The 16,925-nt window shown below is 37.4% G+C and carries 5 protein-coding genes and 1 pseudogene; all 6 read left to right on the top strand.

What is annotated here, in order from left to right; all coding sequences use genetic code 11:
* Window positions 1-360 precede the first annotated feature (360 nt).
* The 6 genes and pseudogenes from ACFIK2_RS07150 to ACFIK2_RS07175 all read left to right on the top strand — a co-directional run bounded on the left by ACFIK2_RS07150 (window position 361) and on the right by ACFIK2_RS07175 (window position 16,217).
* The gene (locus ACFIK2_RS07150) at window positions 361-3,492 is read left to right on the top strand and encodes an autotransporter outer membrane beta-barrel domain-containing protein (RefSeq protein ID WP_375677081.1); all 3,132 of its coding nucleotides are present in this window, start codon (window positions 361-363) and stop codon (window positions 3,490-3,492) included.
* A 1,165-nt stretch (window positions 3,493-4,657) separates the two neighbouring features.
* Complete coding sequence (locus ACFIK2_RS07155; protein ID WP_375677082.1) at window positions 4,658-7,483, top strand: autotransporter outer membrane beta-barrel domain-containing protein; 2,826 nt, start codon at window positions 4,658-4,660, stop codon at window positions 7,481-7,483.
* A gap of 445 nt (window positions 7,484-7,928) precedes the next feature.
* Complete coding sequence (locus ACFIK2_RS07160) at window positions 7,929-11,279, top strand: autotransporter outer membrane beta-barrel domain-containing protein (protein ID WP_375677083.1); 3,351 nt, start codon at window positions 7,929-7,931, stop codon at window positions 11,277-11,279.
* A 542-nt stretch (window positions 11,280-11,821) separates the two neighbouring features.
* Window positions 11,822-11,950 carry a hypothetical protein gene (locus ACFIK2_RS07165; RefSeq protein WP_375634810.1) on the top strand — a complete coding sequence of 43 codons (129 nt, stop codon included), beginning with the start codon at window positions 11,822-11,824 and terminating at the stop codon, window positions 11,948-11,950.
* A 28-nt stretch (window positions 11,951-11,978) separates the two neighbouring features.
* Window positions 11,979-12,705, top strand: a pseudogene (locus tag ACFIK2_RS07170) (autotransporter outer membrane beta-barrel domain-containing protein); the annotation flags it as partial.
* 173 nt (window positions 12,706-12,878) lie between these two features.
* Entirely contained in the window at window positions 12,879-16,217 is a 3,339-nt protein-coding gene (locus tag ACFIK2_RS07175; protein ID WP_375677084.1) for an autotransporter outer membrane beta-barrel domain-containing protein, read from the top strand.
* Window positions 16,218-16,925: the final 708 nt, after the last annotated feature.

Raw genomic sequence — 16,925 nt, forward strand, 5'->3', positions numbered from 1 at the left:
GAGAGTTTGTTTTCTACTGATTTAAGTCATTGTTTCATTCATCTCCTTGTGGATTAATTTTTAAAGATCACAAGGTTTGATTGTGTTTTTAATTAATTGCACGCACTGGTTTTATTTTTTCTTTACACGAAATACAGAATGCATTATACACTCATAAAGTGTGTTTTTGTAATTGTTCTCTTATAGGTGGTTTTGGCGTAGAGCTTCTGCCAAATGTATTGGGATAATTCATTGCACAGTTCAGATGAGCATGAGGCATGTTCTTTTTGTTACACTTTTCGTATTTTTGAGGTGTGCAATGGGGTGTTTTGTAAGTGCTTTTGTTTTTAATGAGAGGGGAAGGAAAGTTTCGAGGGAACTATGATTAAAGTTTTTAGAAATCATGTATGTTTATGTGCTTGTACAACAGCTATCCTCTCTTTGCTTCAAAATGGAAGAGAAGTGTATGCGGCTGCAGAGGGGAAGGATAGTAAACCTTATGTTATAAAGGTTATCCCAGTTGTCTCTGCTAATTCTTCTCCTCGTCTTAGCGGGAGTAATAAGCATAAGCTTCCTCTTAGTGGAGAGAGTGGGCAGAATTATTATCCTTCTAATATGATTAATGTTGGCAATAACGATGAGGGTATTCGTGGGGGGAGCGATTATCGTCAGCTTAGTGGAGTGGAGGGATGGAATGGACATAAGGATAGTGTAGATAACTCTGTTAAAGATGCAGACTCTGATGGAAGAGGAGTGAATCCTGGGTTTTATTACCATAGTGGGTTGTATTATGTATGTGATAATTGCGGGACAGATCCTAAAATTGATAATAAATCTTATAAAATTACGAAAGAGAACGTTTCCAACTATCCTGTTGATCCTACTGCTATAACGGTGAAACGGATAGGGACCAGAGTTTATGGAGAGAATGTAACTGTTAGCAGTGAAGTTTCTGATAAATCTTTTTTGCGTGGTGTGGCTGTATCAGATGACGGAAAGATTGTTTTGAAAAAACCGACGCTTCAAAATACAAAGTTAGCTCTTTTCGCTCATAATGGGATAATTGAGATACAGCAGGGGATTATAGAGGACAGTGATAGGGCTGTTGAAGCCGTGGGGAATTCATTGGTTATTTTAAAGGATACAAAAGTTAATACGCGTGATGGGAAGGTAAGTCTTTCCAGTTATAGCGGTGCAGATATCTGGGTGGAAGGTGGGGAGGTTAACTTTACCAACAGTCATGGGATTTCTGCGATGTTGGGAGGGACGGTGATTCTCGATGGTGTCACTCTTACTGGAAAGGGACACAAAGACAAAAATGATGCAGCTTTTTTAATGGATGAAGGGGGACGTGTTGAGTTTACAGGGGGGACTATTCAGGTTGAGGGTGCACATGGTATATTATTAGAAAATCCCGTTAAGCCTTTTAGTGTTGTACCAGAACGTTCTGACTCAAAAGATGAAACTGAAGATTTATCGAATAACTTTTATGTGACCGAGGCTAATTTTAAGTCTTCTTCTGTTACAGTAAAGGGTGAGGGATCTTATGGTATCTATTTTCAGGGAGAGAAGCCATGGAGCGAAGATGTGGATAAAAAAGAGGAGATTTCATTAGAGGAAGAAAAAGCTCCACCACGATTGGAAGTTGTTAATTTGGATACAACAGAGTTTTCTGTTTTAGACGATACGGCTCTTTATGGTAAAAACGTTATTTCTGGTGCGGTGAGTTTGATGAAAAGTACTCTTCGTTCAGGGGATTTTTTATTAAGAGCTGAGAAAGGGGCTTCTATAACGGTTTTGGCTGATGGTTCTACCCTTGAAGGTCGTACTCACGTTGATAAAAATTCTAATGCTGAGCTTTATTTAGGAGGTCATTCTACATGGATTTTACCACAACAGGTGCAAAAAGATCAACATGAGCCTGCAAATATCTCTTCTATTTCACTCGTTAGTCTTATGGGTGATAGCTCTATTAATTTTAAAAGACATGAATCTTCTTCTGCTGATGATTATCAAACTCTTCGTATTGGAAAGGGAAAGGGTGAGGTTTATAGAGCACGGGAAGGTGCCTCTATTTCCCTTAATACATACCTGAATAGTGGTGGTGCTCTTAATCATCAAAAGACTGATCGTGTTTTAATTCATGGTGATGTTTCGGGAAAAACAAAGCTCCAAGTGCATGGAGTTGCAGGAAGTCCAGGAGGATACACGGGAAGGGGAGGAAATGATGAAGGTATTTCAATCATTCAGGTTTCTGGACAAGCAGAGCAAGATTCTTTTCAGTTGGAAGGTGGTTATATAGCACTAGATAAATTACCTTATCAGTATAAGCTTTATAGTTATGGTCCAGGATCTGAGTTTGGAAAAGCAAGCATGGATCAGAGATTAGTTGAAGGGAGCGGAGATTTTTGGGATTTCCGCCTTGAAAGTAGGTCTATAGATTCTGATGTTCAACCTAAACCAGATCCTGCTCCTAAGCCAATTCCGGGACCAGAACCTTCTCCAGAACCAGCTCCGGAGCCCCATCCTCGTCCTAAGCCGGGCGTTAAGGCTGTTGTTCCGCAGGTTCCGACTTATCTCCTTTTGCCTAATGCTTTACGTCATATTGGTTTGATGAATGTTAACAATCAAAATAAGCGGTTAGAAGCTTTGCGAATTACTTCTGGGGGCTTATTAGAAAGTCGTGAAAACCCTCTCTTTTTTGTGAGCGGTTATGGCGGCAATCATCGTTATACTTCAAATCTTTCCGCGCTTGAATATGGTTATGGCGGCGAGTTTAATTATAATGCCATAGAGGCAGGCGTTTTGCTGAAAGCAATCGAAAATATGTATGGTTCCACTTCTTTTGGAATTATCGGGGCTTACGAGAGATTTTCTTTGCAACCTTTGAATGTTGAGCAGAGTCAAAAAAGTACATTTGATAAATGGTCAGTTACGGCATATGGTGGTATGCAGCATGATGCAGGTTTTTACGTTGATGGTCTTGTGTCTTACGGCTTGTTTAAAGGTGATGTTCTAACAACTGCACGGGGCAAGACGGCAACATTAAAGGGTTTCCCTTTAAGTGCTTCATTAACTGCTGGTAAAACGTTTATGGTGGGGGAGGACGGTTTTGTTTTTGATCCGCAAGTTCAGGTTGTTTATCAATATCTTCAATTTAATAAGGTGCGTGATGTGGACGGCTTTGATATTGATTTAGGAAAACTTCATCAGTGGGTAGGGCGTGTTGGAGGACGTTTAACAAAGAGGCTGGTTGCTACTGATGAGGCTCAGGTTGTTTCTTTCTATGGCAAGCTTCATCTTGCTCATGGTTTTGAAGGAAAACAATTTGTGCATTTTAAAGATGCTTTTCAGCTAGGTGCTTTTGGTTCTTCATTAGAAACTGGATTAGGTTTTAATGCCCAATTATCTCAAAATTTTGCGCTTTACGGCGATTTGGTTTATCAGCACAAACTAACGAAAGCTGGTTTTTCTGGAACGAGTTTTTCAGGTGGATTGCGTTATCATTTCTAGTATTATTTCTGTTTTTGATTAATCTTTCAAAAAGCTACAAGTTATACTTGTGGCTTTTTCTCATTATCTATTCATTTTGTGTTATAGCATTTTTACGAGAGTATGACTTTGCATATCTTTAATATGCTTTTAGGTTGGACTTATTTCGTTTTTTTGAAAAGTCTGAAGGCTTGTACGTTATCGTTTCAAAACGCGTATTTCAGAGTGATTATTATAATATTTTGATTTATAAAGATATTTTTAATTTAGGGTGCTGAAATATTTTCAATGCTCTTATGATGAATCCATAAAAAGCACTCCTGTTCATATTATATGTAAAATTAGCAAGTGGATAATCGTTTAAGAAAGGAGTCAATATAATTTTGGGAATTATATTAAGAGGAGAGGATTTACAATATTAGAAATTGGCAAAGACAAAGATGCTACTCAGGCACAATGAGGGCTGTATCCGATAAACTTGATATTATATCTGCTGTCGTTATGAAATGGGGATGGAAATATGAGATATATCTGAGAAAATTGGTGAATGAGAAACATAATGACGTATTGTTTTTTGAAAGTGTGTTTTCTTTAAATGCATAAATAAAAAGATGAAGTCATGTGTCATCTTCACTTTTTAAAATATGGCTCTGAATGTTTTTGAATATTGTAAAGTTGAATTAAAAGGAAAAGGTAAAATCGGAACTGATTTTTACACGTTCCTACTTTTTATTAGACTGTCTTACCATGAAGATTGCCTAAAAGGCATATGTGAACTCTTGTTTCTCAATTTTGGCATATGTTTTGTCTGCTTACAGAGTGTACACTGTTTCAATATAATATTATCGTAAGGATGTTGATTATATCCGTTCTGGCGGTGATTAGACGGCAGTTAAAGTAGGTGTTCTTAATGCATGTCAACTGACTAAGGGTGTTTTTGACTAACAACGTTAAAGGTGATTTTTCTGTCGTTCTTCAGTTATATTTTTGCAAATTCTTTGTAAAAGCGACAGATTTAGATTGTATTTTCGAGTAATTTTTTTATTCCATATTTACATAAAACACAAAAAATATTAATAAACTCACGATATTAAAACCTAAACGTATTAAATATTTTTCTTTTGGTTAAGTTTTTTGATACGTTATGTATAGATCTTAGTAAGAAGAGGGGGGTTATGGTGGAATTATGGTCAATCTATTTAAAAATCGCTTCTCCTTATGTACTTTTACAACGGCACTTCTTTTTTTGACACACAATGTTGGTGTTTTTGCACGCAATGCTGAATCTCAGGTTATCTCTGGAAGAAAGCAGTCTTCATGTGATCAGAATGCAGCATTTTATCAGTGTTCTGATGGTGGAGCGCACGAAATTAATAATAAAGTTTATTCGTTAATGGATAAAAATGTTAATGGTGTTCATGGAGCCATGGAGGCGTCTAAGGAAGGTACAATTATTCGTGGCAAGAATATAACTGTTAAGGGTATTTTGGATGAAAAGAATAACTCGGAAAACAATTTTTGGAAATATGGAGTAAAGGTATCAGAAAAGGCGACCGTCGTTCTGAGCGATTCCACGTTGAGTGGGGTTTTAGTGGGGGTGGAAGCTCAAGGTGGATTCATCGTAATGTCTGGTGGATCAATTGATGCAATCAAAGTGGGGGCTTTTGCTGGAGGAAAATCTCAAAGTGGTGTTGATTTAACGAATACGCAAATTAGCCTAGGGAGAGTTGGGGTTAAAGCAGAAGAAAAAGGATATCTTATTTTAGAGGGTGTCTCTATTACCGGCAAGGGGAGTACCGGCAAGGATGATCAAGGGCTGGATGCAGGTCGTCAGGCAGCTTTTCATATATCTGAAGATGGTTATGTTCAGTTTATGAAAGGTTCTGTTGATGTTACTGATGCTCATGGGCTTTTATTGCAGGGAGATAAAGCTCCTCAGATTAATATTGGAGATTCCAATATTACAGTGAAAGGTAATGCATTTTATGGTATACACTTTGAAGGTGTGGCAGCATCAGAAGGTTCGTCAGAGGGAAAATCATTGCGCGTTGATTTGAAAAAGACGCGTTTTGTCGTTCCAGATAGTATAGCTGTTTATAGCAGTAAATCTGGAAAATCTAAAATATTTTTAAAGGAAACAAAGCTTTTTGGGGATTTGTTGCTGAAGGCTGATCGTAACTCTTCTATAGAGGTTGTTGCTGATGCTTCTGCACTTGTCGGTCAAACTCAGGTTGATAACAGTTCTAAAGTCGACCTTATCTTGGGAAATAATTCACAGTGGGCTTTATTGCAACCAAGACAGAAAAAATTACAAGATCCTAATTATAGAGGTGTTTCGTTTATTTCATCGGTACACCTTTCTAATAGTTCCATTACTTTTGAAAAACCAAAGTCCAGTACTAATCATGCATATCAAACGCTTTATATTGGAAAAGGAACAGGTATTGTTTATCAGGCTTTTGGTGATGCTTGGATTCATTTGAATGCACGTTTAGATCCTAGTGATACAAGTGATCATCAAGTAACGGATCGGCTTCTCATTCATGGTGACGTTAAGGGAAGAACTATAGTCCATATACAAGGGGTTGCGGGAGGTTTAGAAGAAAAAAATAAAAAAGCGCATAGTGTTTCAATTATTCAAGTTTATGGAGATGCATCGTATGACTCTTTTCAACTGAATGGGCAGTATGTTGCATTAAATGGCGCGCCTTATAAATATGTTCTTCGTTCTTATGGACCCAAAGCTACTGGAGGGGAGGAGCATGTTAAACAGAGATTTGCTTTGAATGGAGGAGCATTTTGGAATTTTCGTTTAGAAAATGAATATGTTCAGACACCTGCTGTTTCTAAAAGCACTCCTATGGTTTCTAAACGTACACCTCCTGCACGTGCTTCTTTTGAGGATATTGTTCCAGCATCTTCTGAGGAGGTTGTTCCAGCATCTTCTGAGGAGGTTGTTCCAGCGCCTTCTGAGGAGGTTGTTCCAGTGTCTTTTGCAGATAGTCTTTCTAAAATTGAAAATGTTTCTCCGTCTCGACGAGGTGTAAGATCTGTTGTTCCTCAGGTACCAACTTATCTGCTTTTGCCGAATAGTTTGTTCCACGCTGGTTTGATAGATATTAGCAATCAAAACAAGCAGCTGGAGACAGTACGGACTAATCCTAGTGGAATGTTGGAAATTCGTGAAAATCCTGCTTCATTTTTGCGTGGCTATGGTGGAAGTTATCGTTATGTTTCAGATTTATCTGCGCTTGAATATGGTTATGGGGGGGATCTAGGGTACTATGCGCTAGAGACAGGTGTTTTGCTACAAAAAATTGAAAATGTTGACAGTGCTATATCCTTTGGGGTTATGGGGGCTTATGGAAAGCTTTCTCTACAACCTCGAGATGTTGCACAAAGCCAAAAAAGTACATTTGATAAATGGACTGCTACAGTTTATGGCAGTATGCAGCATGATGTAGGATTCTATGTTGATGGTTTGTTATCTTATGGTCTGTTTAAGGGAGATGTTCTGACAACTGCGCGGGGTAAAACGGCAACATTGAAGGGTAACCATTTAAGTGTTTCCTTGATGAGTGGTCAGAAAATTGCCACAGGATATGAAGGTGTTGTTTTGGATCCACAGGTTCAGGTTGTTTATCAGCATCTTCAATTTAATGCGGCTCGTGATATTGATAATTTTAATATTGAGATGGATAAATTTGATCAATTGATGGTGCGTATGGGTGGTCGCTTGATAAAGACTCTTACTGCGTCTGAAAAAGATCGTGATGTTTCTTTTTATGGAAAGATTCATTTTGCCCATGATTTTGGAAAAGAAAGGTCTGTGCGCTTTAAAGATTCTTTCCAGTTAGGGGCTTTTGGTTCTTCTCTAGAGGCTGGATTAGGTCTTAATGCTCGCTTGTCTCAAAAATTTGCGCTTCATGGTGATTTGGTTTATCAGCATAAGTTGAGTAAAGGTGGTTTTTCTGGAATCAGTTTTTCTGGTGGATTGCGCTATCGTTTTTAGGATGATCATCTTGAGGTAAGTTGTTTAAAAAACCACAAGCCATGCTTGTGGTTTTTTATTATTTGTTTGCAACTTTTTAAATAAGTTTTTTAAAAAAATGTTTTTTTTGCATGAGCAAGTTTTTTTCTTTTTAGAAACGAGATAAGGCTTTCTGGTTTGCAGTTTTTGCTTCTTATGCTGTTTTTCTTCTTTGAGTTTATTTTTATTAAATTCTCTTGAAATCACTGCTTTGGGGTGGAATTTTTATTTCTATCTATATTTTTACGCGTTTTTATAAATAATACAATTTTAAATTGTGATATTTTGGGATTCTTGCTTTACATAAAATATAGGGTGGATATATAAAATACAAAACGTATTTTAAATTATCACGCGTAACCAAAGTTATTAAACAGAACGCGTGTTTTTTGTTTTTAGAGAAGGGGAAGAAAGTTTGTAGAAAATTATGTTTAAAAATCATCTCTCTTTATGTCATTTTACAACGGTTATTTTTTTCTTTGTATACAATACTGATGCAGGTGAGATTTCTTCTGAGAAGAAGCAATATTCATGTAACGAAAGCGCCTCATTTTATCGCTGTAATGATGGTAAAACGCATGAAATTGCCAAGAAAACTTATCAACTTACGGGTGAAAGTTCTGATGCTGCCATAGAGGCATCAGGGAAAAATACAGTCATTGAGGGAGAGGCTATAATCATTAACGGTGTTTCGAATGCAAATGGCCATTCAGAAACAAACGCTTGGACAACAGCTGTAAAGTCCTCAAATGGGGGAGGCGTTGCTCTATTTGATTCCATGTTAAATGATGTGTCGATAGGGGCCGATATTAATGATGAGGGAGCTTTTGAGATGCAGAATGGGGTGATTAAAGCAACCAGAATGGGGATCAGTGTTGGGGGTAAAGGGTCGTTTGTTTCTTTGACCAAGACAGAGATTAAGACATCTTCTGATGCGATAGGTCTTTTGAGTCATAATGGTGCAAAAATTTATATGAAAGGAGGAAAAATTGATTTTGCTGATGGTATTGGTGTTCAAACAGGAGGAGATGGAGAAATTAATTTAGAGGGTGTTTCTATTACTGGGAGGGGGAAACAGGGAACAAATATAGATAATCATCGTGAAGGCTCTGCTTTTAGTATGCTTCAGGGGAAAAGCTCTCTTAATTTCCAGAAGGGAAACGTTAATGTCGACAATGCTCATGGCATTGTAGTGCAGGGGAATAACCATAATGCTGCTCATATAAAATATTCCAATGTTTTTGTGAGAGGGAATGGATTTAATGGCATGCACTTTTTTTGGGAAGCTGTCTTAAATGATAAAAAAACAATTATACCTGGAAAAGGGACTGTCCATTTGACAAAGACAACTTTTATGGCTCCAGAAAGTACGGCTATTTATAGCCGCGAATTCGAAAGTTCTGTTAAACTCTTACAAAATTCAAAAATTTCTGGAGATTCACTCCTGAAAGCTGTTGAGCGTTCTAATGTAAAGATTGAGGCTGATGCTTCTACCCTTGTAGGAGGCGCACATGTTGATGAAAGTTCTACAGCTAAGATAGATTTAAAAAATGGTTCAAAGTGGATTTTATCGCGACCAAAATATGACAAATTGCAAAATTCTGATGCTTCTGGTTCTAATTTAGGGGACTATTCCTTCATTTCATCGGTCAATCTTACGGATAGTTCTCTTGTTTTTGAAGAATTAAAATCTAAAACAACAGATGGTTATCAGACACTTCTCATCGGAAAAGGATCTGGGACTGTCTATAAAGCGCATGGTGATGTGAATCTTTATCTTAATGCATATTTGGATCAAGGGGGAGAGCTTGAAAAGCAAAAAACTGACCGGCTTTTAATCAATGGTGATCTTGAAGGAAAAACGACAGTCCATGTGTATAGTGTTCCTGGAAGCTCAGGGGCATTGACGGGAGAGGGCGGTAATAATCAGGGGATTTCCATTATTCAGGTTTATGGAAAAGCCATGGAAGATTCTTTTCAGTTAAATGGGGGGTATGTCACACTTGAAGCCTCTCCCTATCAGTATCATCTTAAGAGTTATGGTCCAAGCTCTTCTTTAGGGGCGGCAGATTCCAATCAAAGAGTGCTTAAAAATTCTGGAACATTTTGGGATTTCCGCCTTGAAAGTAAATTTGTTGATTCCACTAAAGTTTTTCCTGTTCTTGATTTGGTTGTCCCCCCTTCTTCTGATGATATTCCTTCTTTTCCTAAAATTCATCCTAATATTACTGGAGGTGAGGATGGTTCTATTGATTCTAACTCTCAGCAAAAATCTCAGGAGCCAAGTCTTTCTTCTCCTGTAGATTCTCCTGATAGGAATTCCCATCTTACGACTACACCTAATGTATCTGATGTTTTTGTGCTTGAGATCCCCAATCTTCTTTCCTCTCTTGCGCCTGTTGTTCCCGCTATTGCTGAATCTAATCCAGTTGCTCCACCTGAATCTGGTTCACTTGTTCCGCCATCTGTTTCACCCACTCCTTCTGTTGTTTCCCCAGTTGCATCTGGTTCACCTGTTCCGCCGCATGTTTCACCCACTCCTTCTGTTGTTTCCTCAGTTGCATCTGGTTCACCTGTTCTGTCATCTGTTTCACCCACTCCTTCTGTTGTTTCCTCAGTTGCATCTATTTCACCTGTTCCGTCATCTGTTTCACCCACTCCTTTTGTTGTTTCCCCAGTTGCATCTGGTTCACCTGTTCTGTCATCTGTTTCACCCACTCCTTTTGTTGTTACTCCACCTGCGTCTGGTTCTTCTGTTTCGGCATCTGTTTTTGAGCTTTCTTCTCATTTTGAGCCAAATGTGAGAGTCGTTGTTCCACAGGTTTTGACTTATATTCTTGTGCCAAATACTTTATTTTATGCTGGATTGATGGATATCAGTAATCAAAGCAAGCAGTTGCAAGCGCTGCGAACTGTTTCTGGTCGGTTGTTGAAAAATGATGAAAATCCCGCTTTGTTTTTGCGCGGTTACGGTGGACATCATCATTATACTTCAAATTTGTCTGCATTTAAATATGGTGATTATGGCGGTGAGCTTGATTATAATGCACTAGAGGCAGGTATTTTACTCAAGAAAATCGAAAGTGCATACAGTACGACATCTTTTGGGATTATGGGAAATTATGGCAAACTTTCGTTGCAGCCTCGAAAGGTTAAACAAAGTCAAGAAAGTATATTTGATAAATGGACAATCACAGCATATGGAAGCATGCAGCATGATACGGGTCTCTATATGGATGGTCTCTTCTCTTATGGTTTGTTTAATGGAAATGTTCTCACACTTGAGCGAGGTAAAACGGCTGCATTGAGAGGGAAGCCCCTAAGTGTTTCTTTAACTGCTGGTAAAACGTTTATGATAGGCAGCCGATATTTTATTTTTGAACCACAGGTTCAGTTTGTTTATCAAAATCTCCAGTTTCAGAAGACTCGTGATATTAATAATTTTAATATTGATATGCGAAGCCCAGATCATTGGGGGATGCGTATTGGTGGGTATTTAACGAAGACACTTACATTTACTAAAGATAAAGATGCACATGTTCTTTCATTCTATGGTAAGCTTCATTTCATTCGTAGTTTTGATGATAAACAATTTGTATATTTTAAAGATGCCTTCCAGCTTGATTCCTTTGGGACTTCTTTAGAAGCTGGATTTGGTGTTTTTTCGCAATTATCTCCCAAAATTATTTTTCATAGCGATCTGATTTATCAGCATAAATTTACGAGTGACGGCTTTTCCGGAACGCATTTTTCTGGTGGATTAAGGTATCATTTTTAATTGTATTTTTCTTTAATACATCCTTTGTGAAAGACATAAGCACAAAACATGGTTTTGTTGTGTCGTTTTTCTGATTTTTGACTTTACATATAATACAAAACAAATTATATGTAACGGCACATAATAAGAATAATACGTAGATGAACCAGGTGTGTCTTTTCAGTTTTTTATGAAGATAAAATAAAGGAAGTTTAGACTAAATTATGATTAAAGTACTAAAACGCTATGTGTGTGTGTTCTCTTACGACCTCTATTTCTTTCTTCGTGCACAATATAGATGTGAGTGTAGAAGATTATAACCCCTCGTGTAATTCTCTTTTTAAGTCGTATGCGTGTGATACAGTTGATGCTTCTCGTACTTTTGGAAGTCGTAATAAGTTATATATGAGTGGATTGGATAGGAGGGCTACAGGTGTTATTTTTACAATACGAACTCATAACATAGTTATTAAGCCGCAAAAAAGTAAAGGGGAAAAAGGCTTTCAGGAACTGATGGAATTTTAGAATTAAAGAGATCTGAGAAGATTACATCAGCAGTGGTTGTGTCAAAAGATAATAAAGCTTCTTTTAAAAAGAGTTCTATTACAGGAAATGGCGAAAAGAAAAGTGGTAGAAATGCTACGTTATCTCAATCTGTGTTTGGTGTGAAGCAGGGTGGTTCTTTCCTTTGATGAAGGTAAGATTCAGGTTTCTAATGTTCATGGTATAGAGGCAAGTGTCTTGCTCAATGCGATTGAGGATACACATCACACTTTGAGCTTTGGAATAAGGGAGAATATGGAAAAAAATTCTCTACAACCTCAAGATGTTAAAGAAAGCAAAAAAGTACATTTGATAAATAGTCTATTACAGTATATGGCAGCATGCAGCATGATACAGGCTTTTATATAGATGTCCTTTTTTCCTATGGTTTATTTAAAGGGGATGTTCTGACGCAAGCGAGAGGCAAGACAGCAACATTGAAGGAAACGCCTTTGAGTGCTTCATTGATTGCGGGCAAGTCATTTATGACAAGGGCATAAAGGGGTTATTTTTGATCCGCAGGTTTAGGTTATTTATCAAAATGTGCGGTTTGATAAGGCGTCTGATATTGATGGTTTTGATATTGAGATGGGAAAACTTGATTTGTGGGTGATGCGTGTTGGTGGTCTTTAAGAAAGATGCTTGCTGCTTTTGAAGAGGCTCTTGTTGTTTCTTTCAATTGCGAGCTTTAGCTTGCCATTAGTTTTAGAGGAAAACAACGTGTGCGGTTTGGAGATGAATTCCAATAAGGGCTTTTGGCTCTTCTCTAGAAACTGGAATGAGATTGAAGGCTCAGTTGTCTTCAAACTTTGCTTTGCATGGAGATGTAACTTATCAGCATTGCCTTAGAAAAGGTGGTTTTTCAGGGATTATTTTTTCAGGCGGTTTATACTATCGTTTTTAGGTGCCTATGAAATATAGAGTAATTTTTACATAAGTTATAGAGTGTTTTATGAAGTATAAAGTGATTATTTAAGTTTTATAATTGCTATTGTTAGTGTGTTTAACTTAATGTTATGGGGAATATTTTTTTATTTTTAACTAACAGGGGGAGAAGGAAAAATTGGGAATAGAATTATGGTTAATGTATTAAGGGGTTATAGATTTTTATTTATTACAACGGCTATTGTTTCTTTTTTGCCAATCGTGAGTGTGAATGCAGATTTTAATAATTTTGAAACTCTCTGTGATCCAAACGCTCAGTTTTATAAATGCAATGATGGTAAAAAACATACAATTGAAAATAAAACTTATCATTTAAAAAATTTTTCGAGAGTTCCTTCTGATTCTGCTCCTATTGCTGCTTTATATATAGAAGAACAAGGTACAGTTGTTGATGCATCTCAGATAACTGTTACGGGCGATAATTCGCGTCAAGGAACTGTATATGGTGCATATCTAAAACGTAATGCGCGTCTTAATTTAAAAAATGCAAATTTTAAGGATGTACTTGCGCTTCATGCGCAAAATTCAGTTATTAGCATGACAGATGGGGCGATTACAGGGACTTCTCGCGTTATGTATGCATTTGGAATAGGAACGGATATTGCTTTAGTGCGTGTAAATATTGAGCTTAAACCAAATGAATTCAATAGTACACAAGAATTAAATAGTACCCAAGAAATGGGGCTGGTTAGTAGTTTTAGTTCAAAGATTAGGATGTCAGGCAGTACCGTAACTTTTAATGAGATTGGTGGGTTTTCAGCACAGTTTGGGGGACAATATACTTTTGATAATACTGTCATTAAGGGAAGAGGGAAACAAGAGACTGTTATAGTAGATGAGAAAAATGTTGATAAATTACTGGGAGCTTTTGAGGTATCTCAAGGTAGTGATGTTCAATTGAGTGGTGGTTCTGTAGAACTTACAGGCATGCATGGCTTTTTGATTAAAAATCTTACAGGTTATACAGATGATAATGGTAAATTAATTAATAAATTTAATCATTTGTATGAGTTTCAAAAGACAAATATTAAGGTTAAAAAGACAAAAATTTCTGTTCAGGGGAAAGGAGCATATGGTCTGTATTTTTATGGGTTAAGTCCAGATGTATGGGTTGATTTGGTAAGGTATAATATGTCGTCTTCAGCGCTTTCGAGCGCGCGAGGAATTACTATAGGAACAGCATCTGTTCATTTGTCAGAGACAAATTTTGCGGTTCCGGATGGTATTGCCATTTATAGTGCCGGATATAGTGCTGGAGATCGTGTTTATGGAGCTCGAGCTAAGGTTAGGTTAGAAAAGACAAAAATCTCCAGCGATTTGTTTTTAAAAGCTGAAAATAATTCTTATCTTCTCGTTGAAGCAAATTCCTCTACACTTACAGGAGGTTCTCGTACCAAGGATGCCTCTGATATTTATTTACATTTAAAGAATGGTTCTCAATGGTATCTTACCAAAAGCAAATATCAAAATCCGCAGGAACCAGATGCTACGGTTTCATCGCTTTCAGGTGTGGATCTTGAGGATAGTACAATTGTTTTTGATCACTATCAATCTACTGGTTATCAAACGCTGTACATTGGAAAAAAAAGTGGTGTAAACAAGTTAGATGAGGAGGAGTACATATATGGTGCAGATGGTAATGTTCAGATTAAGATGAGCACGTTTCTCAATAATGATGGTTCATTTGATTCTGAACAAACGGATCGTATTTTGATCTATGGGAATGTCTTGGGAACCACGCTTATTGGGATAGAAGAACTTTTAAAAACTTCAGATAAAGAAGCAGGCAATAAAAGGAGTCAAAGTATTTCACTTATTCAAGTTGCTGGGACGGCAGAGGAAAGTTCTTTTAAGTTAAACAATAGTTATACTACGGTTAATGGATTTCCTTATCAGTATAAACTTCGTGGCTATGGTCCAAGCTCTTCTTCTGGAAATGCAGACCCAAAGAATAGATTGGTTGCTGGAGAAGGGGATTTTTGGGATTTTCGTCTCGAAAGTGTTTACATTGGTCCTGAATTAGATTCTTCTGAAACTGCTTCTAAGCCAACGTCTACAGTTTTACCTCCTCAATCTGAAGAAGAGACGGTTCCTTCTAAACGACCAACAGAGACTATTTCACCTGAACAACCCCCTTCTGTTGAGCCTCCACTTATACCATCTACACCTTCTTTGCCTGAAGGTTCTAAACCGTCTGAAACATTAATCCCTACGGATTCGACGCTTACTCCTTCTGCATCAGCTCCGCCTGAGCTTCCTTCTGTACCAACAGTTCCAGAGGCTCCTTCTGCTGTGCAACCTATGCCTGTACCGTTTGTTCCAGTTGAAGATTCTACTAATGATGTTCTGCCATCTGAGCCCTCTGCTCCGGAGGACACTTCATCTCTGGATACTGTTTCTCCTCCTTCTGTCCCTGTCGAACCAAAGCCTTCTGAGTCCTCTGATCCTTTAGATCCTTCATCTAATCTCTCTATACCGCTTGATGTTCAGTCTAATCTCCAAATTAGAGCGGTTGTTCCACAGGTTCCAACTTATCTTCTTTTGCCAAATGCCTTATTTCATGCTGGTTTAGTGGATATGACCACGCAAAATAAGTCGTTAGAGACAATGCGGAATGCTTTTCATTTCTTTGGGAAAGATGATAAAAAGACAGCCTTTTTTCTGCGTGCTTATGGGGGGAGCCATCATTATGCTTCCAATTTATCTGCTTTTGAATATGGCTATGGTGCTGAGCTCGATTATAATGCATTTCAAGCAGGTGTTTTGTTAAACGAGATTGAGAGTTTATATGGTCGTACATTCTTTGGAGTTTTGGGAAACTATGGAAACCTTTCTCTACACCCTCAGGATGTTGAACAAAGCAAAAAAAGCGCATTTAATAAATGGTCTGTTGGGGCTTATGGAAATTTGCAGCATGATACCGGTTTTTATATAGATGGGGTGGTATCGTATGGTCTTTTTAAGGGTGATGTTTTGACCCTTGCACGGGGTAAGGTTGTGGCGTTAAAGGGTAAACAGTTTAGCGGTTCTTTAACGAGTGGTAGAACGTTTGCAACAGGGTATAAAGGTGTTGTTTTTGATCCGCAGATTCAGGTTGTTTATCAGCATCTTCAGTTTAATCAGGCGCGTGATATTGATAACCTTGAGGTGGATTTAGGAAAATTTCATCAATGGGTGGGGCGTGTTGGTGGGCGTTTAAGCAAGACGCTTAATGCTTCTGAAGAGGGACGTGAAGTTTCTTTTTATAGTAAGCTTTCTTATTTGCATAGTTTTGAAGATAAGCAATTCGTTTCTTTTAAAAACGATTTTCAGTTAGGTTCCTTTGGTTCTTCTTTGGAAGCAGGGGTTGGGTTTAATGCCCGTCTCTCATCAAAACTTTCTCTTCGTGGAGATGTCACTTATCAGCATAGATTTAAGAAAATTGGTTTTTCTGGAACGAGTTTCTCTGCTGGATTGCGCCACCTTTTTTGAAGAGGTGCAATATGTATTTTTAGTTAAAAGGCAGAAGATTTTCTGCCTTTTAATGTATTGAAATTTATTTTGCCTCATCAATATGGTTATTTTTTTGATATAAAAGATTACAATAGATGCTTTCTTTTATGCGATGAGAAATTTTTCTAAAATTTTTGATGTCAAGATATGAGGACAGATTTCATTGTGAATATGAGAAGTTTAAACGCTGAATGCTTGTGGCATAATCTTTCAAAAAATGCGATATTGATGATTGTTTTTGTCCGTTTCTGTATTAATTTTTATAGATCATAAGTTTAGTCTTTATGAGTTTTATGCATTGTTTTGAATTTTGTTTTAGAACTTTATTCACGTTTATATCATTTAATACGCATATTATTTGTTTCCTTTTTTAGGATTTTTACTTAAGAATTTTGGATAAATATTTATTTTTAGAACAAACAGAGGGAGTTTGAGGTCAAATTATAATAAAAGTAAAGTATGCTTTATCGTGTTGTTACGGTTGTTGTTTTGTAAATGATAGGTGGCAGAGAAATTTCGATAAGATACAGGATATTATTTTTATTGCGGTCATGCGCGGATATCATCATTCTTTTTTCAGCATTCAATATTTGCGCAGATTTTAGCACTCGAGAATGTTCATAAGAAGCAATTCACCTTTTTTCAAAAGTCCTTCTTTGCATGCCAGCTTCGTTTGTGATGGACAAG

The organism is Bartonella sp. AP88XZML (genome assembly GCF_042195565.1).
In the GTDB taxonomy this organism is placed as follows: domain Bacteria; phylum Pseudomonadota; class Alphaproteobacteria; order Rhizobiales; family Rhizobiaceae; genus Bartonella.

Bases quoted from the DNA above. Each gene is read 5' to 3' on its own strand.
- ACFIK2_RS07160 (WP_375677083.1), top strand. From the start codon at position 7,929: ATGTTTAAAAATCATCTCTCTTTATGTCATTTTACAACGGTTATTTTT.
- ACFIK2_RS07150 (WP_375677081.1), top strand. From the start codon at position 361: ATGATTAAAGTTTTTAGAAATCATGTATGTTTATGTGCTTGTACAACA.
- ACFIK2_RS07175 (WP_375677084.1), top strand. From the start codon at position 12,879: ATGGTTAATGTATTAAGGGGTTATAGATTTTTATTTATTACAACGGCT.
- ACFIK2_RS07155 (WP_375677082.1), top strand. From the start codon at position 4,658: ATGGTCAATCTATTTAAAAATCGCTTCTCCTTATGTACTTTTACAACG.